Origin of the sequence: Pukyongiella litopenaei (assembly GCF_003008555.2) — a bacterium.
GTDB classification, from domain to species: Bacteria; Pseudomonadota; Alphaproteobacteria; order Rhodobacterales; family Rhodobacteraceae; genus Pukyongiella; species Pukyongiella litopenaei.
The window spans coordinates 1,796,621-1,823,270 of the sequence record NZ_CP027665.1 but is presented as its reverse complement, the minus strand read 5'-3'; the positions used below and the strand labels follow the sequence as shown (position 1 = coordinate 1,823,270).

Annotated in this window: 27 protein-coding genes and 1 tRNA gene; 18 read left to right on the top strand and 10 right to left on the bottom strand. The window is 66.1% G+C overall.

The features are described 5' to 3' along the window. Positions 1 to 2: 2 nt before the first annotated feature. Positions 3 to 473, top strand: a complete 471-nt coding sequence (gene rlmH, locus C6Y53_RS09105) for a 23S rRNA (pseudouridine(1915)-N(3))-methyltransferase RlmH (protein ID WP_106472147.1) — start codon at positions 3 to 5, stop codon at positions 471 to 473. Between the two features lie 26 nt (positions 474 to 499). Here rlmH and C6Y53_RS09100 read toward each other — a convergent pair whose 3' ends face one another. Then, entirely contained in the window at positions 500 to 868 is a 369-nt protein-coding gene (locus tag C6Y53_RS09100; RefSeq protein WP_106472146.1) for a hypothetical protein, read from the bottom strand. 79 nt (positions 869 to 947) lie between these two features. Here C6Y53_RS09100 and C6Y53_RS09095 point away from each other — a divergent pair, with 79 nt between their 5' ends. The 5 genes from C6Y53_RS09095 (at position 948) to C6Y53_RS09075 (ending at position 6,453) form a co-directional block, all read left to right on the top strand. Next, positions 948 to 2,408 (top strand): FAD-linked oxidase C-terminal domain-containing protein, encoded by a 1,461-nt coding sequence (locus tag C6Y53_RS09095; protein ID WP_106472145.1) that lies wholly within the window; start codon positions 948 to 950, stop codon positions 2,406 to 2,408. A 68-nt stretch (positions 2,409 to 2,476) separates the two neighbouring features. Further along, positions 2,477 to 3,634, top strand: coding sequence for an FAD-binding protein (locus tag C6Y53_RS09090; RefSeq protein ID WP_106472144.1), 1,158 nt, complete (start codon positions 2,477 to 2,479; stop codon positions 3,632 to 3,634). An 11-nt stretch (positions 3,635 to 3,645) separates the two neighbouring features. Beyond that, positions 3,646 to 4,968: a glycolate oxidase subunit GlcF gene (gene glcF / locus C6Y53_RS09085; protein ID WP_106472143.1), complete on the top strand. Its 1,323-nt coding sequence runs from the start codon at positions 3,646 to 3,648 to the stop codon at positions 4,966 to 4,968. A gap of 78 nt (positions 4,969 to 5,046) precedes the next feature. Next, positions 5,047 to 5,856 carry a trypsin-like serine peptidase gene (locus tag C6Y53_RS09080; protein ID WP_106472142.1) on the top strand — a complete coding sequence of 270 codons (810 nt, stop codon included), beginning with the start codon at positions 5,047 to 5,049 and terminating at the stop codon, positions 5,854 to 5,856. A 132-nt stretch (positions 5,857 to 5,988) separates the two neighbouring features. Further along, a complete protein-coding gene (locus C6Y53_RS09075; RefSeq protein WP_106472141.1) occupies positions 5,989 to 6,453 on the top strand; it encodes an Hsp20 family protein in 465 nt (154 codons plus the stop codon). Positions 6,454 to 6,514: 61 nt separating this feature from the next. Here the strand turns inward: C6Y53_RS09075 and C6Y53_RS09070 are convergent, their stop codons facing one another. Next, on the bottom strand, positions 6,515 to 7,237 hold the full coding sequence (locus C6Y53_RS09070; protein WP_106472140.1) for a sulfotransferase-like domain-containing protein: 723 nt from the start codon (positions 7,235 to 7,237) through the stop codon (positions 6,515 to 6,517). Between the two features lie 153 nt (positions 7,238 to 7,390). On the opposite strand from C6Y53_RS09070, the gene msrA reads away from it, so the two are divergent. Both msrA and C6Y53_RS09060 read left to right on the top strand, forming a co-directional pair. Next, positions 7,391 to 8,053 (top strand): peptide-methionine (S)-S-oxide reductase MsrA, encoded by a 663-nt coding sequence (gene msrA, locus C6Y53_RS09065; protein ID WP_106472139.1) that lies wholly within the window; start codon positions 7,391 to 7,393, stop codon positions 8,051 to 8,053. Between the two features lie 136 nt (positions 8,054 to 8,189). Next, positions 8,190 to 8,263 (top strand) — tRNA-Gly (locus tag C6Y53_RS09060). 38 nt (positions 8,264 to 8,301) lie between these two features. Here C6Y53_RS09060 and C6Y53_RS09055 read toward each other — a convergent pair. Continuing rightward, positions 8,302 to 9,777 carry an NAD-dependent succinate-semialdehyde dehydrogenase gene (locus C6Y53_RS09055; RefSeq protein ID WP_106472138.1) on the bottom strand — a complete coding sequence of 492 codons (1,476 nt, stop codon included), beginning with the start codon at positions 9,775 to 9,777 and terminating at the stop codon, positions 8,302 to 8,304. Between the two features lie 83 nt (positions 9,778 to 9,860). Between C6Y53_RS09055 and C6Y53_RS09050 the strand changes: the two genes are divergently transcribed. From C6Y53_RS09050 to C6Y53_RS09035, 4 genes are all read left to right on the top strand, one after another. Beyond that, positions 9,861 to 10,646, top strand: coding sequence for an alpha/beta hydrolase (locus C6Y53_RS09050; protein WP_106472137.1), 786 nt, complete (start codon positions 9,861 to 9,863; stop codon positions 10,644 to 10,646). Between the two features lie 116 nt (positions 10,647 to 10,762). Then, positions 10,763 to 11,983 (top strand): aminopeptidase P family protein, encoded by a 1,221-nt coding sequence (locus C6Y53_RS09045; RefSeq protein ID WP_106472136.1) that lies wholly within the window; start codon positions 10,763 to 10,765, stop codon positions 11,981 to 11,983. Between the two features lie 88 nt (positions 11,984 to 12,071). Beyond that, positions 12,072 to 12,338 carry a hypothetical protein gene (locus C6Y53_RS09040; protein WP_106472135.1) on the top strand — a complete coding sequence of 89 codons (267 nt, stop codon included), beginning with the start codon at positions 12,072 to 12,074 and terminating at the stop codon, positions 12,336 to 12,338. 12 nt (positions 12,339 to 12,350) lie between these two features. Continuing rightward, the gene (locus tag C6Y53_RS09035; RefSeq protein ID WP_106472134.1) at positions 12,351 to 12,995 is read left to right on the top strand and encodes a DUF1523 family protein; all 645 of its coding nucleotides are present in this window, start codon (positions 12,351 to 12,353) and stop codon (positions 12,993 to 12,995) included. Between the two features lie 5 nt (positions 12,996 to 13,000). On the opposite strand, the gene C6Y53_RS09030 is transcribed toward C6Y53_RS09035, so the two are convergent. Then, positions 13,001 to 14,578: a DUF5928 domain-containing protein gene (locus C6Y53_RS09030; protein WP_106472133.1), complete on the bottom strand. Its 1,578-nt coding sequence runs from the start codon at positions 14,576 to 14,578 to the stop codon at positions 13,001 to 13,003. Between the two features lie 126 nt (positions 14,579 to 14,704). Between C6Y53_RS09030 and C6Y53_RS09025 the strand changes: the two genes are divergently transcribed. The 6 genes from C6Y53_RS09025 to C6Y53_RS09000 all read left to right on the top strand — a co-directional run bounded on the left by C6Y53_RS09025 (position 14,705) and on the right by C6Y53_RS09000 (position 21,619). Continuing rightward, positions 14,705 to 15,523, top strand: a complete 819-nt coding sequence (locus tag C6Y53_RS09025) for a sulfotransferase family protein (RefSeq protein ID WP_106472132.1) — start codon at positions 14,705 to 14,707, stop codon at positions 15,521 to 15,523. A 201-nt stretch (positions 15,524 to 15,724) separates the two neighbouring features. Beyond that, complete coding sequence (locus C6Y53_RS09020) at positions 15,725 to 17,359, top strand: AMP-binding protein (RefSeq protein WP_106472131.1); 1,635 nt, start codon at positions 15,725 to 15,727, stop codon at positions 17,357 to 17,359. A gap of 21 nt (positions 17,360 to 17,380) precedes the next feature. Further along, positions 17,381 to 17,848: a MaoC family dehydratase gene (locus C6Y53_RS09015; protein ID WP_106472130.1), complete on the top strand. Its 468-nt coding sequence runs from the start codon at positions 17,381 to 17,383 to the stop codon at positions 17,846 to 17,848. Between the two features lie 21 nt (positions 17,849 to 17,869). Further along, entirely contained in the window at positions 17,870 to 19,537 is a 1,668-nt protein-coding gene (locus C6Y53_RS09010; RefSeq protein ID WP_106472129.1) for a PHA/PHB synthase family protein, read from the top strand. 3 nt (positions 19,538 to 19,540) lie between these two features. Further along, the gene (gene phaZ / locus C6Y53_RS09005; RefSeq protein WP_106472128.1) at positions 19,541 to 20,350 is read left to right on the top strand and encodes a poly(3-hydroxyalkanoate) depolymerase; all 810 of its coding nucleotides are present in this window, start codon (positions 19,541 to 19,543) and stop codon (positions 20,348 to 20,350) included. 33 nt (positions 20,351 to 20,383) lie between these two features. Beyond that, entirely contained in the window at positions 20,384 to 21,619 is a 1,236-nt protein-coding gene (locus C6Y53_RS09000) for a DUF445 domain-containing protein (protein ID WP_106472127.1), read from the top strand. A gap of 128 nt (positions 21,620 to 21,747) precedes the next feature. On the opposite strand, the gene C6Y53_RS08995 is transcribed toward C6Y53_RS09000, so the two are convergent. The 6 genes from C6Y53_RS08995 to C6Y53_RS08970 all read right to left on the bottom strand — a co-directional run bounded on the left by C6Y53_RS08995 (position 21,748) and on the right by C6Y53_RS08970 (position 26,650). Continuing rightward, a complete protein-coding gene (locus tag C6Y53_RS08995) occupies positions 21,748 to 22,098 on the bottom strand; it encodes a phasin family protein (protein WP_106472126.1) in 351 nt (116 codons plus the stop codon). A gap of 131 nt (positions 22,099 to 22,229) precedes the next feature. Continuing rightward, entirely contained in the window at positions 22,230 to 23,045 is an 816-nt protein-coding gene (locus C6Y53_RS08990; protein ID WP_211299500.1) for a metallophosphoesterase family protein, read from the bottom strand. Between the two features lie 104 nt (positions 23,046 to 23,149). Then, positions 23,150 to 23,929 (bottom strand): ATP-binding cassette domain-containing protein, encoded by a 780-nt coding sequence (locus C6Y53_RS08985; RefSeq protein ID WP_106472124.1) that lies wholly within the window; start codon positions 23,927 to 23,929, stop codon positions 23,150 to 23,152. Continuing rightward, positions 23,926 to 24,885: an ABC transporter ATP-binding protein gene (locus tag C6Y53_RS08980; RefSeq protein ID WP_106472123.1), complete on the bottom strand. Its 960-nt coding sequence runs from the start codon at positions 24,883 to 24,885 to the stop codon at positions 23,926 to 23,928. Before C6Y53_RS08980 ends, C6Y53_RS08985 begins: the two co-directional genes overlap by 4 nt. Next, positions 24,882 to 25,706: an ABC transporter permease gene (locus C6Y53_RS08975; protein ID WP_106472122.1), complete on the bottom strand. Its 825-nt coding sequence runs from the start codon at positions 25,704 to 25,706 to the stop codon at positions 24,882 to 24,884. Before C6Y53_RS08975 ends, C6Y53_RS08980 begins: the two co-directional genes overlap by 4 nt. Continuing rightward, the gene (locus tag C6Y53_RS08970; RefSeq protein WP_106472121.1) at positions 25,703 to 26,650 is read right to left on the bottom strand and encodes an ABC transporter permease; all 948 of its coding nucleotides are present in this window, start codon (positions 26,648 to 26,650) and stop codon (positions 25,703 to 25,705) included. The genes C6Y53_RS08975 and C6Y53_RS08970 overlap by 4 nt, the downstream gene beginning before the upstream one ends.

Genomic DNA, 26,650 nt, shown 5'->3' with positions numbered 1-26,650 from the left:
CGATGCGGGTGCATCTTTGCGTGGTCGGCCGCCTGCGGGCGGGGCCCGAGAAATCCCTGATCGACGACTACCTGACGCGGTTCGACCGGACCGGGCGGGCGCTGGGTCTCGGGCCCGCGCACGTGGTCGAGGTCGAGGACCGCAAGGGCGGCGGCATGGCGTCCGAGGCGTCGCTGCTGCGCAGGGCGATCCCGTCCGGTGCGGTGATCTGTGCGCTGGACGAGCGCGGCAAGACCCTGTCCTCGCCGGATTTCGCGGGCAGGCTGGCGGATTGGCGCGATGGCGGGCGCGGTGACCTGGCGCTGGTGATCGGAGGCGCCGACGGTATCGACCCGGCCTTGCGGGCCGAGGCGGACCTGTCGATCAGCTTCGGGCGCATGGTCTGGCCGCATATGCTGGTCCGCGTGATGCTGGCCGAGCAGCTCTATCGCGCCGCCACGATCCTTGCCGGGGGCCCCTATCACCGCGAATAGCCGGTTGCGGGTCCGGCCAAACCGGCTCAGCGCAGATCGACCGCCACCGGCGGTTCGGCCCAGCCATCGACGCTGCAACGGGCCTGAACCTGCACGCGGGTGACGCCCCGGGGCAGGACAACGCCATCCAGCGACCGGGTGAAGGGCTGTTCCGTTTCATGCGGGTGGTGCAGCACCCGCATCCCCAGTTCGACGCCGTTGATGTCCAGCACGCGCCAGCCGTCGGCATAGTGTTCCCAGCCGGTATCGGGGTGGCGCAGGGTCACGTCGAAACGCCAGCCGCCGCCGCGCTCGCGGACCTGTGCCTTTTCCACCACTGGCGGATCGGCGGCGGCGGAAAGGGCGGGCAGGGCGGCGGCGAGACAGGCGGGCAGCAGGTGGCGATACCGGGTCATGCGGTTACGATAGGGATCGCGTGTGCCGCTTGCCAGTCCGGAAAATTGGTAATATATTTTTACCAAAAGGAGCCAGCCGATGGAAATGCCGATACCCGATCCGGCGGTGGTCGCCCGCAAGGCGCGTCTGGTGGAGCGCCTGGCGGCGGTGTTGCCCGCCGATGCGGTGATCCATGACGACGCCGAAACGCGGGCCTATGAATGCGATGCGCTGACCGCCTATCGGTGCCCGCCGCTTGTGGTGGTGCTGCCCGCATCGACGCGCGAAGTGTCAGAGGTGCTGCGCATCTGCCATGACGAGGGCGTGCCGGTGGTGCCGCGCGGGTCGGGCACGTCGCTGGCCGGTGGTGCGCTGCCCACCGCCGATTGCGTTCTGCTCGGCGTGGCGCGGATGACCGGGGTGCTGGAGGTCGATTATCCCAACCGGTTCGTGCGGGTGCAGGCCGGTCGGACCAACCTGAGCGTTTCCGGTGCGGTCGAGGAGGAAGATTTCTTTTACGCGCCCGATCCGTCGAGCCAGCTCGCCTGTGCCATCGCGGGCAACGTGGCGATGAATTCGGGCGGCGCGCATTGCCTGAAATACGGGGTGACCACCAACAACCTGCTGGGCGTGACCATGGTGCTGATGGATGGCACGGTGGTCGAACTAGGCGGGGCGCATCTGGATGCGGGCGGGCTGGACCTGCTGGGCGTGGTCTGCGGCTCCGAGGGCCAGCTCGGCGTCGTCACCGAGGCGACGCTGCGGATCCTGCGCAAACCCGAGGGCGCCCGCCCGGTCCTGATGGGGTTCGACAGCAACGAGGTGGCCGGGGCCTGTGTCGCCGACATCATCCGCGCCGGGATCCTGCCGGTGGCGATCGAATTCATGGACCGCCCCTGCATCCGCGCCTGCGAAGCCTTTGCCGGGGCCGGGTATCCCGATTGCGAGGCGCTGCTGATTGTCGAGGTTCAGGGCAGCGATGCCGAGATCGACGCGCAGCTTGCCCGGATCATGGCGATCGCGCGGACCCATGACCCGGTCGAACTGCGCGAAAGCGAATCCGAGGAGGAAAGCGCCCGGATCTGGCTGGGGCGCAAATCGGCCTTCGGGGCGATGGGGCAGATCAACGACTACATGTGTCTCGACGGGACGATCCCGGTCTCGTCTCTGCCCTTCGTGCTGAAACGTATCGGTGAAATGTCGGCGGAATACGGCCTCGATGTGGCCAACGTGTTCCATGCCGGGGACGGCAACATGCATCCGCTGATCCTGTTCGACGCCAACCGGCCCGGCGACCTGGAAACCTGCGAAGCCTTTGGCGCGGAGATCCTCAAGCTTTGCGTCGAGGTCGGCGGCTGTCTGACCGGGGAACATGGGGTCGGGATCGAGAAACGCGATCTGATGCTGCACCAGTATGCGGGCGCGGATCTCGAGGCGCAGATGGCGGTGAAGGACGTATTCGACCCCGACTGGCTGCTGAACCCGGCCAAGGTGTTCCCGCTTTCGGTATCCGATACGCGGCGCACGGGACGGCGCACGGGACGGCAGACGGCGGCCTAGGGGGCGCTGCCCCCCCTGTCGCCCGTTCCGGGCGACACCCCCGGGATATTTCTGGCAAGAGGAAGAACATGGAACCGCGAAGCGAAGCAGAGCTGGCCGAGGCGGTGGCGGGGGCGGCGGGGCCGCTGCGGGTCGTCGGTGGCGGAACCCGGCCCATCGGCGCGCCGGTCGCGGGAGATCCGCTTCCGGTTGCCGGACTGGCCGGGGTGTCGCTCTACGAACCCGGCGCCCTGACGCTGGTGGCGGCGGCGGGAACGCCGCTGGCCGAGGTGGAACAAACACTGGCGGTCGAAGGCCAGCGGCTGGGGTTCGAGCCCATGGATCACCGACCGCTGCTGGGCCGCGCGGGCGTTCCGACCATTGGCGGGGTGGCGGCGGCGAATGTCTCGGGGCCGCGCCGGATTCAGGCCGGGGCCTGCCGTGACAGCCTGTTGGGCGTGCGGTTTGTCGATGGGCGCGGCGCGGTTCTGAAGAATGGCGGGCGGGTGATGAAGAATGTCACCGGCTATGACCTGGTGAAGCTGATGGCGGGTGCCTTCGGAACGCTGGGCGTGCTGACCGAGGTGGCGTTCAAGGTTCAGGCCATTCCCGAGACCGAGGCCACGCTGGTCGCGACGGGCCTGGATGCGGGTGAGGCGGTTGACCGGTTGTCCGCCGCGCTGGGCTCGCCCTATGACATCACCGGGGCGGCGCATCTCGGGCCCGGCTGCGGTGCGCCGGAGGCCCGAACGGTCGTGCGTATCGAGGGGCTGGCGGATTCGGTGCGGTATCGCGCCGGGGCGCTGAAATCGGCGCTGGGCGGCGACTGGCAGGTGATCGGGGACGAGGCCAGCGCGGCGCTCTGGCGCGAGGTGCGGGATGTCGCGCCCTTTGCCGCCGGCGATGCCCCGGTCTGGCGGGTGTCGGTCAAGCCTTCGGACGGGCCGGTGCTGGTGGCTGTGCTGGAACAGGCAGGGCTGGCGAAACGGGCCATTCTGGATTGGGGCGGCGGTTTGGTCTGGGTCGAGGTCGACGACGATCCCGGCGATGGCGGCGCGGCGGCGATCCGCGATGAGCTGGCCCGGCTGGGCGGGCATGCGACGCTGGTGCGGGGATCGGATGCGCTGCGCGCGCGTGTGCCGGTGTTTCAGCCCGAACCGGCGCCGCTGGCGGCGATTTCGGCCGGATTGCGGGCGAAATTCGACCCGCGCGGGATACTCAATCCGGGCCTGATGGGCCGGTGCTGAAAGGATAGCGGATGCAGACCAGTTTCACCGAGGCGCAGCTGCGCGATCCGGGAACGGCGCGGGCCAACGAGATCCTGCGATCCTGCGTGCATTGCGGTTTCTGCACCGCCACATGCCCGACCTACCAGGTGCTGGGGGATGAACTGGACAGCCCGCGCGGCCGCATCTACCTGATCAAGGACATGCTCGAGAACGAGCGGGTGCCGGATGCGCGGACGGTCAAACATGTCGATCGCTGCCTCAGCTGCCTGGCCTGCATGACCACCTGCCCCTCGGGCGTGCATTACATGCACCTGATCGATCACGCGCGCGCCTATATCGAGAACCACTATGACCGGCCATGGACGGACCGGGCCCTGCGCTGGATGCTGGCGCGTATCCTGCCCCATCCGGGCCGGTTCCGGCTGGCATTGCTGGGCGCCCGGATCGCGCGGCCCTTTGCGCGGCTGATGCCGGATGCGCGGCTGCGGGCCATGCTGGCGATGGCGCCGAAACGCATCCCGCCGGTCAGCCGCAACGACGATCCGCAGAGCTTTGCCGCCACCGGCGCCCGGCGCATGCGCGTCGCGCTGATGACCGGTTGCGCCCAGAAGGCGCTGAACACCGACATCAATGACGCCACCATCCGCCTGCTGACCCGGCTGGGCTGCGAGGTCGTGGTGGCCGACGGCGCGGGCTGTTGCGGCGCGCTGACCCATCACATGGGAAAAACGGACGAAAGCCATGCCAGCGCGGCGCGAAACATCCGTGCATGGGCGGCGGAGATGGACGGCGGCGGGCTGGATGCCATCGTGATCAACACCTCCGGTTGCGGCACGACGGTCAAGGACTACGGCCACATGTTCCGGGGCGATCAATTGGCGGCGGATGCGGCGCGGGTTTCGGGCATCGCGATGGACGTTTCCGAGTTACTGTCCCGGCTCGATCTTCCCGAAGGCGGCGACAAGGGGCTGACCGTGGCCTATCACGCGGCCTGTTCGCTGCAACATGGCCAGAAGATCAAATCCGCGCCCAAGAACCTGCTGAAACGGGTGGGGTTCCGGGTGGTGGAGCCGGCCGACAGCCATCTGTGTTGCGGGTCCGCGGGCACCTACAACCTGATGCAGCCCGAGATTTCAGCACAGCTCAGGGACCGCAAGATAGGCACGCTCGAGGCAAGGAACCCGGACCTGATCGCCGCGGGCAATATCGGGTGCATGATGCAGATCGGCTCGGGAACCGGCGTGCCGGTTGTCCACACGGTCGAATTGCTGGACTGGGCCACGGGCGGCCCGGTGCCGCCGGCGCTGGAGCGCGACACAAAAGCGACAGGCGCGGTGCCGGTGCTGCGATAATACCTTTGCCGCGCCCCGGTTTTGCCGCAATATGCCGGAACCTGCTGATCCTGGGGGCATGATCGGAAGGACTACGGCATGTGGCGCTGGATCGCGGCCCTGGCCATCTTGATGGCTGCCGGGCCGCTTGCGGCAGCGGATTCGCGGCTGGCGCGGCTCGATACGCTCGAGTCCGGGCGCGGCTGGGATGCGGTCGGTCGGCTGGATATTGGCGGCTCCGGGTTCTGCACGGCGGCGCTGATCGCACCCGACCGGGTGCTGACGGCTGCCCATTGCCTGTTCGACCGCCGGACCGGAGAGCGGATCGACCCTGCGCAGCTGGAGTTTCTAGCGGGTTGGCGCAACGGTCGTGCGGCCGCCTATCGGCAGGTGCGACGCGCGGTCGTCCATCCCGATTATGCCTTTGGCGCCGCCGATACCGCTGCACGGGTGCGCTACGATCTTGCCCTGCTCGAGTTGCAGCAGCCGATCCGCAATACCGTGATCTCGCCCTTTGCGATCGCGCGCCAGCCGCGCAAGGGCGCGCAGGTGGGCGTGGTGTCCTATGCGGTCGACCGCGCCGATGCGCCATCGCTGCAGCAGCTTTGCGATGTGAAGGCGCGCCAGCAGGGTATCCTGGTGATGTCCTGCAGCGTCGATTTCGGATCTTCGGGGGCGCCGGTGTTCCTTCATGGCGTCGACGGGCCGTCCATCGTGTCGGTGGTGTCGGCCAAGGCCGAGGCCGATGGCGGCAATGTGGCGCTGGGCACCGCGCTGGCCGGGCTGCTGCCGGTGCTGAATGCGCAGCTCGGGGCGGGCGAGGGCCATGCGCTGCCGCCGCCGCCCTCGGTCAACCGGGTCACGGCAGGGGCGCGGCGCGAAACCGGCGCGCGGTTTCTGCGCCCCTGACGGGTCTTGAAACCACCGAAATCCGCACCAAATCAGTGATGTCGGGATGCCTTGCAGGGTTCCGGCGCCAAACCGCGGCCCGTCCATGACGGAGGGCCAGATCGTGAATCGCTCGTTCAAGAGGATGACAACATGCGTAGATTCGATTTTGCACCGCTGCATCGTGCCAGCATCGGCTTTGACCAGATCGCCGACATGATGGACCGGGCCATGACGGCCGACAGCCAGCCCAGCTATCCCCCCTACAACATCGAAAAGACCGCTGGCGACGGGTATCGGATCTCGATTGCCGTGGCCGGGTTCTCGGACGATGACCTGTCGGTCGAAGTCAAGGAAAACAGCCTCGTCGTGGCGGCCCGCAAGGCCGAGGAGGACGGCGAACGCACCTGGCTGCACCGCGGGATCGCCACCCGCGCCTTCGAACGCCGTTTCACCCTGGCCGACCATATCCGCGTGACCGGCGCCAGCCATGAAAACGGCATGCTGCATATCGACCTGGTCCGCGAGGTGCCCGAGGCGCTGAAACCGCGCCGGATCGAGATTGCCGGCATGCGCTCGGGCAATCCCGAGGTTGTCGACGCCAAAGCAGTCAACTGATCCGCCGACAGGTTCCGGTTTCCGGGACGTGCCCCCGTGGTTCCGCCACGGGGGTTTTCTGTCAGCCCAATGGCAGCGCCACCGCCTGCAACCGGTCATAATGTGGCATCGCCGCATCCAGCACCGGGCGCAGCGCATCGGGGATCTCGGGCAGGTCGCCTTCGGGCTCGGCAAAGCCGGTCGACCGATGCACGGCGCCATACCAATGTTCCGCCCAGACCCCGTCGGCGGGATGGCCGCCCGCCGGCCAGAGCAGCATGTCGATGGTGAACGGCAGGCCGATGGCGTCGCATAGCCGCTCCAGCATCGTCGCGGGATCGTCGCGGATATCGTGGCTGTCGATCACCACCGGTTCGTCCCCCGACGCGGTGGCGAGATCGAACAGCTCGGCCTGCTGGCGAAACCCGATATCGTCCAGGACCGGGTTTTCCCGCTTGGCGGCGTAGCTGGCGATCACCCGCGCGGGGTGGCGGATCAGGAACACGTTGCGCATCTGTCCCTGCCAGCTCCGGTCGATCCCCGGCAGCATGTGCTGGGACATGTGTTTCTGGTAGAAATGCGGCTTGCCCCCGGGGATATCGCCCAGCAGGTCGCCGATGACCCGGTCCGGGTCGGCGGATTGCGCGGCCAGGATGGCCTCGCGCATCGGGTGGTCCAGCCCCGTCTGCGCCAGGTAGGCGGCATAGAGCGGTTCATCGACGACCGCGCAATCGCCGCGCGCGGCAAAGGCGTACATCATCGCGGTGGACAGGTTCCGTGGCCCCGACCACATGGCTATGCGCATATCGGCTGTTCCCCGGCGGTTGTTTCGAGCAGGCTAGAGCCACGGGCGGGGGCCGCCAAGCGGTAAAATCGGCTCACCTGCGCGTGACCTCGCAATTCCGTGGCTTGTCCGTGTGCCGCGTGCCGGTCAGGGTCGCGCCAAAGGAGGTCCGCGATGAAACGACTGTTCGATCTCAAACCCTTGCTCCTGGCGGTGATGCTGGGGCTCGCCCACCTGGCCACGGGTCATGGCCTCGGGGCCGGGGAAACCCGCACCCTGGTGGTGGCGGGCGGCTGTTTCTGGTGCGTCGAGGCCGATTTCGAAAAGGTCGAAGGCGTGCAGCAGGCGGTGAGCGGCTATACCGGCGGCCATGTCGCCAACCCGACCTACAAGCAGGTCACCGGCGGCAGAACCGGCCATTACGAAGCCGTCCGGATCAGTTTCGACCCGGTCGTGGTGTCGCGGGAAACCCTGCTGGGCTTGTTCCTGCGCTCGGTCGATCCCACCGATGCGGGCGGGCAGTTCTGCGACCGTGGTCCCAGCTATCGCACCGCGATCTTCGTGTCCGGCGATGCCGAAGAGACGCTGGCGATCAAGGTGCGGGATGCCGCGCAGGCCGAACTGGGTCAGCGGATCGTCACGCCGATCCTGCCCGCTGGCCCATTCTACGAGGCCGAGCCCTACCATCAGGATTACTACAAGGGAAAGAAGCTGGTCCTGACCCGCGCGGGGCCGAAACGGCAATCGGTGGCCTATGAATTCTACCGCTCGGGTTGCGGGCGCGACGCGCGGGTTCGCGAATTGTGGGGCAGCGCGGCGCCCTTTGCATCGAGCTGACCCGGCGGCAGATCTCGGCCAACCTGTTGTTTTTGAAACAGTATCGCCAGCCAAAACGGGGCCTGCATACCGATATGCGGCCCCGACTTCACGCTTGACGGAGCGCTGCGGTTGACTTAGTCAGCACAGGCCCAGAGCGGGTATAGCTTAATGGTAAAGCCCCTGCCTTCCAAGCAGGCTATGTCGGTTCGATTCCGTCTACCCGCTCCAGGATTGTCCCGATCCCGACGCCCGATCCCGCCTCCCGGTCAGACCGACAGGCAGACATATTTCATCTCCAGGTAATCCTCGATTCCGTGATGGCTGCCCTCGCGGCCCAGCCCCGATTGCTTGATGCCGCCGAACGGCCCCAGCTCGGTCGAGATGATCCCGGTATTGACGCCGACGATCCCGTATTCCAGCATTTCGGCCACCTTGTAGACGCGGGACAGGTCCTTGGCGTAGAAATAGGCGGCGAGACCGAAAATGGTATCGTTGGCCATCGCGATTACCTCGTCCACATCGTCGAAACGGAACAGCGGCGCCAGCGGGCCAAAGGTTTCTTCCGTCGCGACCTTCATTTCCTGCGTGACGCCGGTGACGATCGTCGGCTGGAAGAACGTGCCACCCAGATCATGCGGCAGCCCGCCAGTCAGGATCGCGCCGCCCTTGGCGGTGACATCCGCCAGGTGTTCCTGCACCTTGTCCACCGCGTCGCGGTTGATCAGCGGGCCGGTGGTGACACCCTCGGCGAGACCGTCGCCCACGTTCAGCTTGTCCACCGCGGCCTTCAGTTTCGCGGCAAAGGCGTCATAGACGCCCGCCTGCACATAGATGCGGTTGGCGCAGACGCAGGTCTGGCCGTTGTTGCGGAACTTGCACATCATCGCGCCCTCGACCGCCGCGTCCAGGTCGGCGTCGTCGAACACGATGAACGGCGCGTTGCCGCCCAGTTCCATCGAACATTTCATCACCTGGTCGGCCGCCTGCCGCAGCAGGATGCGGCCCACCTCGGTCGACCCGGTAAAGGTCAGCTTGCGCACGGCGGGGTTTTCGCAGAATTCCTTGCCGATTTCCGAGGCGCGCGACGACGGCACCACGTTGAACACGCCGGCGGGGATGCCCGCGCGCTCGGCCAGCACGCCCAGCACCAGCGCCGACAGCGGCGTTTCCGCGGCGGGCCGCGCGACAAAGCTGCACCCGGCGGCCAGGGCCGGGCCCGCCTTGCGGGTGATCATCGCGTTGGGAAAGTTCCACGGCGTGATCGACGCGGCGACGCCGATGGGCTGTTTCAGCACCATGATCCGCTTGTCGCGCTGGTGTCCGGGAATGGTTTCGCCATAGACCCGTTTGGCCTGTTCGCCGAAAAACTCGATGAACGATGCGCCATAGGCGATCTCGCCGACCGCTTCGGCCAGCGGTTTGCCCTGTTCGGCGGTCAGGATGGTGCCGAGATCCTCGGCGTTTTCCATCATCAGGTCGAACCAGCGCCGCAGGACGGCGGCGCGTTCCTTGCCGGTCCAGCCGGCCCAGTCCTTCTGGGCCTGTTCCGCCTGCGCAATGGCGCCCGCGACCTGGGCACGGCTCAGGTCCGCCACCTCGGCGATGACATCGCCACGCGCGGGGTTGGTGACAGGGAATGTGCCGCCTTCCCCCTTGATCCACTTGCCGCCGACATACCCGTCTGTGGCCAGCAGCGTGGGATCTTTCAGAAGCGATTTGAGGTCGGTCGTTGCATCCAGCATGATCGGGCTCCCTGAATAAAGTCTCGCGAAGGGAAACCATTTGGGGCAGTGTTTGTCCATATCGAGTTCCGAAGGGAGAGAACATGGACTGGGACGATGCCTATGCCAACGGGGCCCATATCGAGGGTGCGGCCGACTACCCGCCGCGCTGGGCCAAGGCTGCCGAGGCGTTTCGCGCCGCGCTGGGAGACAATGCGAGGCTCGACCTTCGGTATGGCGATGGCGATCGCGCGCGGTATGACCTGTTCCTGCCCCAATCCGTGCCGGCCGGAACGGTGGTGTTCGTGCATGGCGGTTACTGGCGTGCCTTCGGGCGGCGCGACTGGTCGCATCTGGCGGCGGGTCCGCTGGCGCGCGGCTGGGCGGTGGCGATGCCGTCCTATGATCTGTGTCCCGCGGTGAAGATATCCGACATCACCAACCAGATCGCCACCGCGGTGCAGGCGATCTGCGCGCAGACCCGGGGACCGGTCTCGCTGGCGGGCCATTCCGCCGGGGGGCACCTGGTCGCCCGGATGCTCGACCCGCTGCTGGTTCCGGAAAAGATGGCCGGCCGGTTGCGGGCGGTGATGCCGATCTCGCCGCTGTCGGACCTGCGGCCGCTGATGAAAACGCAGATGAACGATGATTTCCGCCTGACCCCGGCCGAGGCCGAGGCGGAAAGCCCGTTGTTCATGACCATCCGGCACCCGGCGCAGGTGACGGTGTGGGTGGGTGCCGGGGAACGCCCTGCCTTTGTCGACCAGGCGCGGTGGCTGGCCGGGGAATGGAAGGTGGATCTGGTGATCGCGCCCGGACGGCACCATTTCGACGTGATCGATGATCTGCAGGATGCCGAAAGCGACATGGTGCGCCGCTTGACGACTTGATTCGCGGTGGGGCGGGCGTCAGGATGATCGCGGGCACCGGCGATGGCGTCGCCACCTGAACCCGCCCCCTTTCCCTGTCCTGAACGCCGGGACCTTTCTGCAAAGGAGGGTCTGCGATGACCACCCGCGACACGTCCCGCCCCGAGTTCTACCGCTTTCACAACGGCGACAAGGCAGTTCTGCCCTTTGCCACCGCCGAATACGAAACCCGCATTGCCGGTTTGCGCGCATCTATGGAAGAGCGGGGCGTGACCGCCGCCGTCCTCACCTCGATGCACAACATCGCCTATTACTCGGGCTTTCTCTATTGCTCGTTCGGGCGGCCCTACGGGTTGGTGGTGACGGAAACCGAAACGGTCACCATCAGCGCCGGGATCGACGCGGGCCAGCCCTGGCGGCGCTGTTTCTGCGACAACCTCACCTATACCGACTGGCAACGCGACAATTTCTGGCGCGCGGTGGCGCATGTGGCCGGAACCGGCGGGGTCGTCGGCTGTGAAGGCGATCACCTGACCCTGGCCCAGCGGGACCTGCTCGAGGATTTCCTGTCACCGGCCGCGGTGCTGGATATCGCCCCGGCCACCATGCGGCAGCGGATGATGAAATCTCCGGCCGAGATCGCCCTGATCCGCGAAGGGGCGCGGGTGGCCGATGTCGGCGGCTACGCGATCCGCAACGCCGTGCAGATCGGCGCGCGCGAAATCGACGTGGCGATGGCCGGCCGCGATGCGATGGAAGCCGAGATTGCCCGTGCCTTTCCCGACGCCGAATACCGCGACACCTGGGTCTGGTTCCAGTCCGGGCTGAACACCGATGGCGCCCATAACCCGGTCACCGGTCGCGTGGTCGCGCGGGGCGACATCCTGTCCCTGAACACGTTCCCGATGATCTCGGGCTATTACACCGCGCTGGAACGGACGATGTTTGCCGGTGACGTGGACGAGGCCAGCCTGAAGATCTGGCAGGCCAATGTCGCCACGCATGAATATGGCATGTCGCTGCTGAAACCCGGCGTTTCCTGTGCCGAGGTCACGCAGGCGATAAACCGGTTCCTCGCCGATCGCGACCTGCTGCAATACCGGACCTTCGGATATGGCCACTCGTTCGGGGTGCTGTCGCATTACTATGGCCGCGAGGCCGGGCTGGAACTGCGCGAGGATATCGACACCGTGCTGCAACCGGGCATGGTGATCTCGATGGAGCCGATGCTGACGATCCCGGCGGGGCAACCTGGGGCAGGCGGCTATCGCGAACACGATATCCTGGTGATCACCGGGGACGGCGCCGAGAACATCACCGGCTATCCCTACGGGCCGGCGTTCAACGTGGTTGGCTGACCGGTCATCGGCGCGGCGCGTCCGCGCTGTGGACAACGCGGGGCGGCAACGGCAGTCTTGGTCCCGGATCCCCTGAGGAGGCCGGGCCATGCTGGCGTTGCTGCGACTGCTCTTGCTTCTGATGATCGTGCTTTCGGTCATCTATGTTGCGCTGTCGCTCTATTCCCGGGCGATGCGGCGTCGCAAGCTTGAAACGCGATGGCGGGACAAGGGTATGGCCGGCGACCGCGAGGCCTTTGTCCGGCGCGGGTTGCAGCGGTATGACAGGTCGTTTCGCCGCAAACTGATTCTCGGCGTCTATGTGGTTCCGCTGGTGACGATCGCGGTGCTGGTCTATGTGATGAACTTCATGTGAAAGGCGGTGGCGATGGTCTATGTGAAATGGGTTCTGATCCTGGTCTTGTGGCTGCTGGCGGGGTCTTTCCTGCATTACACGCTGCCGCATCAGGACGTGGTTCGGGTCGTCAACACCGAGGTGCGGCGCGTCGATTTCGGTGAGAATTCGATCTTCTGGGCGCAGAACGATACCGGGCAGGAAGCCACGGGCTCGATCAACCGCGATGTGCGCTTCATCGAGGCGTTCAATGCCCGGGGCCGCCCGATGGTCTATCGGAACGAGGATACCGGCTGGGGCTGGCCGCCCTATTTCAAGCTCGACAGTTCCAACCTCCAGACCGAGGTGCATGACCTGATCTCGACCAAGGACAATCCGAAATGGGTGGTGCTGCGCCATTATGGCTGGCGCAACGAATTCCTGTCGATCTATCCCAACGCGGTGGCGGTGCGGCCGGTCGAGGGGCCGGACGTGCGGCTGATCCCGTGGTTCAACATCATCGTGCTGACGCTGCTGGCCGCGATCTGCTGGGCGATCTGGGTGCGCTGGCGCCGGTTCCGGCAGGCGCGGATCGACCCGGTGCTGGAAAAATGGGGCGACGATCTGGACGAGGCGGGCGTGGCCATGGCCGAGAAACGCAGCCGGTTCCGGCGCTGGTTGTCGAACTGGCGGTCGTGACCGGCTCAGCCGCCGAACAGGTCATCGATATCGGCGATGCGCGCGGCGGTATCCGCGGGCACTGACAGGAACCGCCCGACCGCCGCCGCCAGCTCTGCCCGGTCCGCACCCTCGCGCACGCGGGTGAAATGGGCAAAACCGCCGTCGCGGATGGTATCGGATTGCTGGCGGATTTCCCGGCGCAGCGCGGGCAGCAGCCGGTCCAGCGCCGACGCCGGCGTATCGTCGGCCGCCAGCCCGATCCGGTTGGCGTGACCGGCGAGGTCGTCGTCCGAAAAGTCGCAATCCAGTTCCAGGATGCGCGTGGTGCAGGTGTCGGCGTCGAAATCGCGCAACAGGTCCATGTGGCCGGGATCGAGGCAGATCACCATGCGGTCGGTTTGCCACGCGTCGAACAGGATGCGCATCAGCGACCGCCGGTGCCGTGTCCGTTTCTTCAGCGAGGTTTCGAGCCCGCCCAGATCGGGAAGATCGGCCTGTTCCTCGTCGAACAGGTATTCGGCGGCCGGGATCCCGGTTTCCCGGCGAATACGGTCCAGCAGACGCCGGGCGACGTGCCATTTCTTGCACACGATGATCATCAGGTCGCGGTCGCGGCCCAGCGACGCCTCGGTTTCCCAGAACCTCTGGGCATAGGCGTTTCCGATCCGGCCGCGCGAGGTCAGGAACCGGTGCAGTTCGCGGCCTTCGTTCGAGATGTGAAAGGTGACGCCGGTTCGGGCATAGAGATCGCCGAGCCGGTTCTTCAGTTCCAGCGCGGCGGGGCTGATCTTGCGCGCAAACAGGTAATCCTGCGCCAGCAGGAGATCGTAATGATCGTTGTGGAAGGTGACCGGCATCCCGTAATCGGTGAACATCAGAAAGGTCAGCGTGCGGGCCCGGATCTCGGGTGCGGGGACGAGGTGGCGCACCAATGTCTGGAAAAAGGTCTCATCGGGGATCCAGGTCGTGCGGAAGAACCGCAGCACGTCGCGGCGTTTCCCGAGAAACTCGAAAATGGCTTCGACCGTGGTTCGCCGCAGGCACCACCATTGCGATCCGATCATGATCCGCAGGTCTGCCGGGATCGCCCGTTGCAGGCCCAGCCGCCGCTGCACATCCTGCATCGCATAGAACAGGCGTTTGTGTTTGCGTTCGTTCAGGTAGTGGCGATAGATCAGCCGTTCTTCCTTCATCCCGGTCTTGATCCAGTCGCTTTCGAAGAAATCGAAGCATTCGATGTAATCCGCGTCTTCCCGGTCCAGCAGGCCGCGGGCATATTCGGCGGTCTTGATCGCCATGCAGTCGCCCGAGACCATGTAGAAATGGGTCGCGTCGGGAAAGGCGTCGAGCGCGGTTTCCAGCGCAGTCAGCGTGGCCTGTACCAGCGACCATTCACCCCAGCCGCAACGCACCCGGCGGCGCGCCATCATCACGCCGGGTTCATCCGCCAGCGCATCGCAGATGTGGCGAAAATCGCCCGCATCGGAATTGGCGTCGAAGTGGATAACCATGCAGTCGCCGGCGGCCGTCAGGCTGCGCGCCTGTTCGATCACCGCGTCCGGGTCCTTGTGGCACAGCAGGAGATACGCAATTTTTGCCATTTCGCCCGATAACACCCCTGTGTCGCTGCTCATGACCAGTGATAGACCCGATGAACGATTGAAGAAACCGCGCTAATTTGGTCTTGTCGCCGAAAATGGCGTGATGTTGCGGCGACCGGAGGGGAAATGGGCTATCCCGGCATCTGGATGACAGAGAGCGAAAGCGTGATTTACCGCGTGGTGCCGAAATGCGCCTGCTCGACCATTGGCCAGATCATGTTCTACTCGGATCATGGCCGGTTCTTCGACGGTGACATCCACGACGCAAAGGATGGGCTGCACAAATGGGCCCGCCCCGAGAGCCAGGACCCGATCACCCGCAACGTGCAGGAACACGGCTCTTATGCCTTTACCTGCGTGCGCAACCCCTACAGCCGTATCCTGTCGTCCTTCTTCGACAAGATCTGCGGTATCCAGCGCAACGGCAAACGCTATCGTGGCAACCTGGTGCCGCTGCTGACCTACAAATACGGGGTCGAGGTCGGTGGCGACGACGGCAAGGGCGAGTTCGACCAGATCAGGTCGTTCCGGCGGTTTCTGCTGTTCGCGCGCGACACCATCCGCTGGCGGCGGCCGATGGATCCCGACATTCACTGGTCGGCGATGTCGGGCCATATCTCGACCTTCGTTGCCAATGGCGGCACCTATGACCGGATCATCTGGACCGAGAGATTCAACGAAGGCATGGCGCAGGTGCTCGATGCCATCGAAACGCCGCACGCGGTCGTTCTGGACGACATCCCCCGGTTCAACGAATCCGAGGGCCACGGGCCGAAACGGGCGCATCCGGTCGAGGCGTATTTCGACGATCTGTCGATGCATCTGGTCTATGAGATCTACAAGCGCGACTTCGACCTGTTCGGGTATGATTTCGAGGATCCGTCGAACCGGCAGCCGGTCGGCGAAATTGACCTGGACGAAGTTCACGCACAATTGACGGGCTGAGCGGGACCGATTCCCCTTGAAACTGCTCGCTCGGATGCAGGCCTGACGCGGGCCGGCGGCCGGAAAACCCCGCTTTTCCGCAACGTCCCGGTTGTGTGACGCTGCGGCAGACCTCCCGAAGGGGCTGGCGGCCCGCGATTTCACGCTACATGCGACGCAAGGCAACCCGCCCGGTTCACACATTCAGTTTTGGAGGAAGCAATGTCGAAATTCTGGCTCAAGTCCTATTCCGAAGGCACCCCGCACGAGATCACCCAGGATCCGAACCGTTCGGTCGCGGACCTGATCACCGATGCGGTCGCGCGTTACGGCGACCATACCGCGTTCGTCAATCGCGGCGCATCGCTCAGCTTTGCCCAGTTCGGCAAGCTGGCCGAGGATCTCGCGGCCTATCTGCAGCACGAGATGGGTGTGAAGAAGGGTGACCGGATCGCGGTGATGATGCCGAACATGATGGCGTTCCCGGTGGCGATGGCGGGGATCGTCCTGGCCGGCGGGGTCCAGGTGAACGTCAACCCGATGTACACCCCCGACGAACTGCGTCACCAGCTGAACGATGCCGGCGTCAAGACCATCGTGATCTTTACCGGGTCGACCCCGACCCTGGCGAAGGTGATCGCCGATACCCCGGTCGAGCATGTGATCACCGCCGAGCTGTCCGATGCCGGCGGCCCCGCCCTGCCCAGCCCGGCCCCGGCCACCATGCCTACCGACATTCACCGCCTGTCCGAGGCGCTGAGCGCCGGCGCGGACCTGACCCGCGACCCGGTGGCGCTGACCGGCGAGGACATGCTGTTCCTGCAATATACCGGCGGCACCACCGGCCTGTCGAAAGGCGCGGTGCTGAGCCACGGCAATCTCGTCGCGAACACGCTGCAATACCGGGCCTTTGCGGGCGACGCGATTTCGCCGGGCAAGGAGGTGGTGCTGACGGTGCTGCCGCTCTACCACATCTTCGCGCTGATGGCGAACCTGATCACCTATATCGACCAGGGCGGCACCAACCACCTGGTTACCGATCCGCGCGACGTGGATCACCTTCTCGACCTGTTCGAAACCGCCAGGCCGACCATGCTGACCGGGGTGAACACCCTCTTTGCCGGGCTGGTGATGCATCCGCGTTTTGCGACGATCGACCATTCGGCGCTGCGCATTTCCATCGGCGGCGGCGCCCCGGTGCTCGAGGCGACATCGAACAAGTGGCAGGAAATCACCGGGCGGCCGATCTGCCAGGGCTACGGCCTGTCGGAAACCTCGCCGGTGCTGGCGTTGAACCCGCTGGATACGATGAGCTTCTCGGGCGCGGCAGGGCTGCCGGTGCCGTCGACGGATATCCGGCTGCTCAACGACAAGGACGAAGATGTCGCGCTGGGCGAGGAAGGCGAGATCTGCGCCACCGGCCCGCAGGTGATGAGCGGCTACTGGCAGAACCCCGAAGCCAACAACGACGCGTTCACTGCGGATGGCTATTTCCGCACCGGCGATATCGGCGTGTTCACCGGCGATGGCTATGTCAAGATCGTGGACCGCAAGAAGGACATGGTGCTGGTATCCGGGTTCAACGTGTTCCCGAACGAGGTCGAGGCGACCATCGCCCATATCGACGGCGTCGCGGAATGTGCCTGCATCGGCGTGCCGGACGACAAGACCGGCGAGGCCCTGCGGTTGTTCGTGGTGATCGAGGCGGGCAAGAGCCTGAGCACCGAGGACATCACCGCCTATGCCCGCGAGCATCTGACCGCCTACAAGGTGCCCAAGCAGATCGCCTTTGTCGCGGCGCTGCCGAAATCGACCGTGGGCAAGATCCTGCGCCGCGAACTGCGCGACTACGACTGATCGCATAGGAGGAGAAAGCCCATGTCCGCGCCCGAGAACTACAGCGTTGCGACCCTGGCAGGCCTCACGGCCCATGATTTCGGCGAAAGCGAGCCGGTCCTGATCGATCAGGACCGCATCAACGCCTTTGCCGACTGCACCGGCGATCATCAGTGGATTCACACCGACCCCGAACGGGCGGCGTCGCATAGCCCGTTCGGGGGGACGATCGCCCATGGTATGCTGGTGCTGTCGCTGTTGGCGGGCAAGCATCTGGAACTGGGGATCTATCCCCCGGATGCCAGGCAAATCATCAACTACGGCATGAACAAGGTCCGGTTTCTGGCGCCGGTCCCGGTGGGTGCGGTGGTTCGCGTTGCGGTGTCGATCACCGGGGTCGAGGTCAAACGCCCCGGCCAGATCGCCGTCACCACGACCAACGAGGTGCGCATCGATGGCGCGGACAAGCCGGCGATCATCGCCGAGCAGATCGCCTTTGTGATGGGCTAGGACCGAGGGAGGATCCGAACGATGATGCCGAATACGAACCAGCTCGTGGCCCGGATGATGGATGACCGGAAACTGCGCGAGCAGACCGAATCGCTGATGAATTTCTACCGCACGTCCATGTCCAATCCGGCCACGCTGTTCATGGACGCGGTCAACGCCAATCTCGAAATCTGGCGTGCGCTGGCGGGATTGGGCGGCAGCGCGAAACCGCAGCCGGACGACCGCCGGTTCAGCGATCCGATCTGGGAACAGAACCCGATGTTCCGCGGCCTGCGCGACGGGTATCTGCAATGGTGCGCCGAGCTGCAAAGCTGGGTCGACGGCATGGAACTGCCGCCGCGCGACAAGGAACGGGCCAAGATCCTGCTGGCGACGCTGACCGATTCGCTGTCGCCGACCAACACGCTGAGCGGCAATCCCGCCGCGCTCAAGGCGACGCTGGAAACCGGCGGCCAGAACCTGCGCGACGGGTTGCAGAATTTCCTCGGCGACATGGCGCATAACAACGGCATGCCGTCGATGGTGGACAAATCCGGGTTCAAGGTCGGCGAAAACCTCGGCACCACGCCGGGCAAGGTGGTCTATTCCGAGCCGCACCTGGAGTTGATCCAGTACGAGCCGCAGACCGAACAGGTCTATCAGATCCCGATCTTCATCGTGCCGCCGCAGATCAACAAATTCTATGTCTGGGACCTGTCGCCGGAACGTTCGGTGGTCGAGTTTCTGCTGCAACAGGGGTTCCAGGTGTTCATCGTCAGCTGGTTCAACCCGACCAGGGATCAGGCCGACTGGGGGTTCGACAGCTATATCGAGGCGCTCGACCGGGCGTCGGCGGCGGCCTGCGACATCACGAAATCCGACAAGCTGCACATGGTCGGCGCCTGTTCCGGCGGCATCACCACCGCGGCATTGCTGGGCTATTGGAAGGCCGTGGATTGCGCCCGCGCCCATTCGCTGAGCCTGGTGGTGACGGTGCTGGATACCGATGGCGCGGCGGACACCACGATGGGGCTGATGACATCGCTCGAGGCGCTCGAGATCGCCCGGTTCGCATCGCATCACAAGGGGGTGCTCGAGGGCAAGGACCTCGCGCGGGTCTTTGCCTGGCTGCGGCCCAATGACCTGATCTGGTCCTATTGGGTGTCGAACTATCTGCTGGGCCGCAATCCGCCGGCCTTCGACATTCTGTTCTGGAATGCCGACACCACCAACATGAGCGCGAAGCTGCACGGCGATTTCATCGACATGCTCGAATCCAACGCCGCGACCCGCAAGGGGGCGCTGACCGTGCTGGGCCAGCCGATCGACCTGGCGGCGGTGGATTGCGATTCGCTGATCGTGGGCGGCACCACCGACCACATCACGCCATGGGAAGGCTGCTATCGCTCGGTGCACCTGCTGGGCGGGAAATCCGAATACCTGCTGTCCAGTTCCGGCCACATCCAGGCGATGATCAACCCGTTGACAAACAAGAAGGCCCGGTTCCGCACCAATAAGGGTGACCATACGACACCCGAGGATTTTCTGGCTGGCGCCGAGGAACATCAGGGGACATGGTGGCTCTACTGGGCGGAGTGGCTCAAGTCCCGGTCGCCGAAACAGATCAAGGCGCCGCGGAGCCTGGGCAACAAGGCCAACCCGCCCACGCTCGCGGCACCGGGCAGTTATGTGATGGCCGAGGCTGACTGAGATATGAACACCGATTTCGTGACACTAGGAGCATACCGGATCCGCTACGCGACCAGCGGCCCGGACAACGCCGAAAACGCGATGCTCCTGTTCAACGGAATCGGTGCCAATATCGAAACTGCCACGGCCTTCATGGCGCAGTTCCCGAACACGCGCTGCGTGATCTTCGACATGCCCGGCGTCGGCCAGTCACCGGCGCCGGTCTTTCCCTACCGGGCCGTCAATATGACGCGGCTGGCGGCCGACCTGCTCGATCACCTCGGGATCGGCGCGGTCGACGTGTTCGGGGTGTCCTGGGGCGGCGGGCTGGCGCAGCAATTTGCCCATGACCATCCCCACCGGACCCGGCGCCTGGTGCTGGCGGCGACCACCGCCGGCTATGTGATGGTGCCCGGCAGCATGAAGGTGCTGTCGAAGATGGCAACGCCGAAACGCTATGTGGATCCCGATTTCATGGCCCGGATCGGCCCCGAGATCTATGGCGGGCTCTTGCGCGAAAACAGCGAGCTTCTGGTCGAGCACATGGACGCCATGTCGCATTCCAGCCCGCTGGGCTATCTCTATCAGTTGATGGCGATCAGCGGCTGGACCAGCTATTTCTGGCTGCCGGCGCTGACGATGCCGACGCTGGTGCTGATGGGCAGCGACGACCCGATCGTGCCGCCGGTGAACGGCAGGATTCTGGCGGATCGGATCCCGAACGCCGAGCTGGTCGAGGTCGAATGCGGACATCTCTTCATCGTTACCATGCCCGAGGAAACGGCGGCGCTGATCCGCGATTTCCGGTCCCGCACCGAACTGCAGGTCGCCTGAGCCGGGCGGTGACCGGTGGCTAGGTTTCCCGCCATGGCCGCAACCGGCGAACCGCGGCGCCTGACCCATCTGCGCCGGACCGCGACCGGGATCCTGGCGGCGCTGGTTGCGGTGTTCCTGGCGACGCTGGCGGTTCCCGACCCGGCGGGGTGGGTGCTGTTCATCCGCGCGGTGGCCGAGGCCGGCATGGTCGGCGGTCTGGCCGACTGGTTCGCGGTCGAGGCAATCTTCCGGCATCCGCTGCGCATTCCGATCCCGCACACGGCGCTGTTGCGCCACCGCAAGGACGAGGCGGCCGAGAATATCGGCCGGTTCATCGAGGAATACATCCTTGTGCCCGAACAGATCGCCGAGAATGTGAAACGGATCGACCCGGCGGCGCGGATCGCGGACTGGCTGTCCGACCGCGATCACGCGGACCACATCGCCGGGCTGATCCTCGAAGGGCTGGACGCGGTGACGGCGCAGGGTCCGCAGGGACGGTTTGCCCGGGGCGTGCGCAAGCTGGTGCGGGCCTTGCTGCGCGAAAGCCGCGACAATACGGAACTCACGCAGCTGCTGAGCGATATCCTGCAACGCGGGGCCGGCGGGCGCGGTTTCGACCAGGTGATCGCGCAGGTGGCCGATTACGTCGATGACAGCCGCGCCCATATCGCCCATCTGGTCCGCGAGAACAGCCGCTGGTGGGTGGCGGCCCCGGTCGACAACAAGGTGGCGGACCTGATCGTCGATGCCATCGTCAACCTGCTGGGCGAGCTGTCGAAACCGGACACCGAAACGCGCGCCCAGTTCGAGGGGCTGTTCCGTGAATTCGTGGTCGACCTGGAACGCAAGGGTGCGGTGACGGCGTTTCTGCTGGGCGATGACGACGGGGCGCTGGATGCGCTGGCCGACCGGATCACCAATGCCGGTGCCGAGGTGCTGGGCGTCCTGCTGAATATGCGTGGCCCGGAGGGCGGAAACCCCGTGCACGGGGCAGTATCCGATGCGCTGGGCAGCGTCGCCGACATGCTGCGCAGCGATCCCGGCGCCGCCCGTGCGCTGAACGACCGCCTGCTGGCGCTGGTGCGGGAAATCTCGGATAGCCACCGCTCGACCATCGGAGGCTATGTGGCCGATACGCTGAAGAGCTGGGATGCCGACCTGCTGATCGCCCGGGTCGAGGCCGAGGTGGGATCGGACCTGCAATTCATCCGCATCAACGGTGCGATCCTCGGCGGCTGCATCGGCGGGCTGATCTTTGCGCTGGAACGGATACTGGGCGCCTGAGCCCGGTCACGACGAAAAAACGCGCCGGTGGGGGAGGACCACCGGCGCGCCGTCTGTACCCGAAGGAGTAATTTGGGAGGAGGAAGCTCCTCCGGGTCTCGGACCTCGTGGTGTCCGGTTTCGGCCGATCAGGCCGATTTCTTGAAGGGCTCGACGACTTCGCGGGCTTTTGCCTGTGCGAATTCCATCAGCTCCTTGGTGGTTGCAACACCATGTTCCATGCGGTCCTGCACATAGGCGGACTGCAGCTCGACCACGGTCTTGATGTCCTTGGCGGCGAGCACCGACTTGCCGTGCTGGAACGCCTCGTTGGCGCCTTCGCCCAGGCGGGTCAGCAGCAGCTTGTCGAATTCGATGGTGTTTGCGACCGACAGTTTGCCGGCTTCGAACAGGTTGCCGAAGAAGTTCTGAACCGCGGCGGTCTGTTCTTTCAGAGCGTCGCTGGCGGCGGGGGCTTTGCTTGCGGTTGCCTTGGTCATGGCGCTTTCTCCATCAGGTCTGTGTGTCTCTTGTCTTGAAACAAGACCTAATGCTGCGTGTGCAGCATTGCAAGGTTTCTTTGCTGCATTGCAGCAATTTTGCCGCCACGTCACCTTCGGCCGTCAAATGGCTAGCGGAACCCGCGCAGCATTTCCTCGTCGATCCGCCCGAGCTTGCGCGGAACCGGGCCCAGCGGGACGAAACGCGCGTCCAGGCCCGCCGGGCCATGGTCGCACAGCGCAAATCCGCTTCCTTCCAGGATCACGAGATCGGCGGGTTCGAGAATGTCGAGCGTGTTGTGCAGGCCGGTCGAGATCACCACCGGAAACCCCTGCCAGTGCAGCACCCGGTTGATATGGATATGGCCCGACAGCATCCCGGCGATCGGGTGTCCGCGCAGGATCCTGGCCAGCGCGGCGGTGTCCCCGGCATTCAGGCTCTCCCAGTCGAGCGCGCCGGGACGATCGAAATGCGGCGGGTGATGACAGACCAGCAGTTTCGGCAAATCGGCATGTTCGGCCAGCGCCCGGTCGAGCAGCGCCAGTTGTTCCGCGTCCAGCCCGCCGGCGATCCGGCCGGGGATCGAACTGTCGAGCACGATCACATGCAGCGCGCCCTGAACCGAGTGGTGAAACAGCGGCGCCTCGGGGCAGCCACCGGTTTCGGGAAAGGCGGCGCGATAGCCCGGTCGGGTGTCGTGGTTTCCCAGCGCGTGCAGCACCGGCATCTGCAGCGGCGCGATCAGATCCCGCACCAGGCCATAGCTGGCCGCGTCGCCGCAATTCGTCAGGTCGCCCGACAGCACCACGAAATCCGGCGCCGGGGTGATGGTGTTGATCATCTGCACCGCGCGGGCCAGCGTCGCCGCCGTGTCCGAGCTCAGATGCGGGTCGTCGAGATCCGGGTGCGAGATATGCAGATCGGTGAGATGAACAAAGCGGGTCATGCGGTCAGCCTGGGGCAAGAGGGGTTTCCCAACCATAGCAGCCTCGGGAAAGACGTGAATCCGGGAAAAACCGGTGTTTTGGCCCCCGCATCCCGGATTTCGGCCTAACCGACCCGCGCCGCGTCCAGCAAGGTGCGGGTATACTCCTGCGCGGGCCGGTCCAGGACCTGTTCCGTCGGACCGTGTTCGATCACCGTTCCGCCGCGCATCACCATCACGCTGGTGCAGATGCTGGCCACCACCGCGAGGTCATGGCTGATGAACAGCATCGCCAGCCCGAGGTCATCCTGAAGATCCATCAGCAGGTTGAGGATCTGCGCCTGAACCGACACGTCGAGCGCCGATACCGCCTCGTCCGCGACCACCAGCGCGGGGCGGGTGATGATCGCGCGGGCAATCGCGATGCGCTGGCGCTGGCCGCCCGAAAACTCGTGCGGGAACCGGTTCGCGTGATCGGCGTGCAGACCCACCTGTTGCAGCGCCTCGGCGACGGCCGCGCCGGTGTCGTGCTGGCCGCGTGCCCGCAGCGGCTCGGCAATCGACCAGCCCACCGCCCGGCGCGGGTCGAGCGACCCGAACGGATCCTGGAACACCATCTGGAATTGCTGTCGCAGCGCCCGCAGGCCAGCGGCATCCAGCGCGTTGATGTCCTGGCCCCTGAACAGCACGCGCCCGGCATCGGGGCGTTCGAACCCCATCACCATCCGCGCCAGCGTGGATTTTCCCGACCCGCTTTCGCCGACGATGCCCAGCGTCTCGCCGGGGTTCAGGGTCAGGGACAGGTCGTTCACGGCCACCAGTTCGGGCGCGGGCCGGAACAACGACCGGCGCGGCAGCGCATAGCGGCGGGTGGCGTGTTCGATCTGCAGCAGGGGCGCGGTCATGTCGTTGCCCTCTGCGTCAGCAGGTGGCAGGCGGCGCTGGCTCCGGGGCCGGTATCGGCGCTGGTCGGCCGGGTTTCGCCGCAAACCGCCAGTTCCTGCGCGCAGCGCCCGGCGAACCGGCAGCCCTTGCCCATGTCGCCCAGCGCGGGAACCGAGCCGCGGATCGTCGCCAGCCGCCGCCGTCCGCCCGCCGCCGCCAGCGCCGGCCGCGCGGCGGTCAGCCCCTGCGTATAGGGATGCGACGGGTCGCGCAGAACCCGCGCGGTCGGCCCGCGCTCGACGATGTCGCCGCAATACATCACCAGCAACCGCTCGGTGGTGCGGCTGACCGCCGCGAGGTCGTGGCTGATGAACATCAGCGCCATGTTCCGGTCCCGCGCCAGCCGCACCAGCAATTCGGTGATCCGCAGCGCCACATGGGCATCGAGCGCGGTGGTGGGTTCATCGGCGATCAGCAGGCCGGGATCGCAGGCCAGCGCCAGCGCGATCAGCACCCGCTGGCGCTGGCCTCCCGAAAGCTCGTGCGGATATTGCGACAGGCGGCGTTCGGGATCGGGGATCCCGGTTTCCTCGAACAGGTCCAGCACCCGCCGCCGGGCCTGCGCCCTGCTTGCGCCGTCATGCAGCCGCATGGGTTCGGCCACGGTGTCGCCCACGGTGCGCAGCGGGTTCAGCGCGGCCATGGGTTCCTGGAAGATCATCGCCACCCGGCGCGCGCGCAACCGGCGCCACGCCGCGTCGCCTGCCGCGGCCATGTCGTGGCCATCGACGCGGATCGTGCCGGACACGTCCATGCCCTCGGGGGCCATGCCCATCAGGGTCAGGGCCAGCAGGGTCTTGCCCGATCCGCTTTCGCCCACCACGCCCAGCCGCTCGCCGGCGGCGATGGACAGCGACGCGTCGCGGATCGCCTCGGCGCCGAGCCAGCGCACCGACAGGTTCTCGACCTCGATCATGCCCGCCGCCCCCTGCCCAGGCGCGGGTCGGTGATGTCGCGCAGGCCGTCACCGAGCAGCCCGAACCCCAGCACGGCGGCGACGATGCACAGCCCCGGCCAGACCGCCAGTTGCGGCGCGATATACATCAGCGTCTGTGCCTCGGCCAGCATCCGCCCCCAGGACGGGCTGGGCGGCTGCGCGCCGAGACCGAGATAGGACAGCGCCGCCTCGACGAGGATCGCCACAGCGAATTCGATCGTCGCCTGCACGATCACGGGCGCCGCGATGTTGGGCAGGATGTGGTCGCGGGTGATGGTCAGGCTTCCCATTCCGGCGGCGCGGGCGGCAAAGACGTATTCCCGCCGCCAGACCTGGTTGGCGGCGGCGCGCGACACCCGCGCAAAGGTCGGAATGTTGATGAACGCGATGGCCGCGACCACGTTGGGCAGCGACGGGCCGAACGCGGCGGCCAGCATGATCGCGAACAGCAGCGCCGGAAAGGCAAAACCGAGATCGCAGACCCGCATGATCGCCTCTTCGGTCCAGCTGCCGCGCGCCGCCGCCAGCAGCCCCAGCGCGGTGCCGCAGGAACAGCCGATGCCCACGGCCAGCACCGCCACGGACATCGAATTGCCCGCCGCGGCCATGAGCTGTGACAGCAGATCCCGGCCCAGATGGTCGGTGCCCAGCCAGTGCCCGGCGCCGGGCGCCGCGAATTTCGCGGTCACGTCGATGGCCGCATGGGGATAGGGCGTCCAGACCATGCCGACTGCGGCCGCGCCCAGCACGAGGGCGACCAGAACGCCACCGATCAGGATGTTGGCGGGCGGGCGGCTCATGCCTTCTGGCTCCGCAACCGGGGGTCGATGGCGAGATAGGCCAGGTCGACCAGGAAATTCGCTGCCACGACGATGGTGGCAAACAGCATCACCAGCGCCTGGACCGTGATCAGGTCGCGGTTGGCGATGGACTGGAACAGCAGCCGCCCGAGGCCGGGCAGGTAGAACACGTTCTCGATCACGATGGTGCCGGTGACCAGCCCGGCGAATTGCAGCCCGACGATGGTGACCACGGGGATCAGCGCGTTGGGCAGGACGTGCCGCCACAGGATCCGGCGCCGGCTCAGCCCGCTGGCCCGTGCCGTGCGCACGAAATCGAGCCGCATCACCTCGAGCGCCGAGGACCGCGTGACCCGCGCCAGGACCGCCGACTGGACCAGCGCCAGCGCCACCGTGGGCAGCACCAGCGATTTTAGCGCGGCGGCGGGTTCGCCCCAGCCGGGAAACCCGCCCGGCGGCAGCCAGCGCAGTTTGACCGCGAACAGCAGCACCAGCAGCATCGACAGCCAGAAGGCGGGGATCGCGATGCCGAGCTGCGAAAACAGCATGATAGCCCAGTCGCCCACCCGCCCGTGACGGGACGCCGCCGCGATGCCCAGGGTCAGCGCCAGCAGTACCGTCAGCGCCATGCCCGACGCGGCCAGCGACAGGGTCAGCGGCAGCCGTTCGGAAATCAGCTCCGACACCGGCACGCCAAAGGAATAGCTCTGCCCGAAATCGCCGCGCAGCGCACCGGCGACCCAGTCGAGATATCGCTGCGCCAGCGGCGCATCCAGCCCCAGGCGTTCGCGCAGGGCGGCGCGGGCATCCTCGGTCGATTCGATGCCCAGGATGGTCAGCGCCGGATCGCCCGGCAGCACGTTCATCACCGCGAACACGATCACCGACACCGCCAGCAGCGTCAGAAGGAAACCGCCCAGCCGCCGGGCGAGGAAATAGCTCAT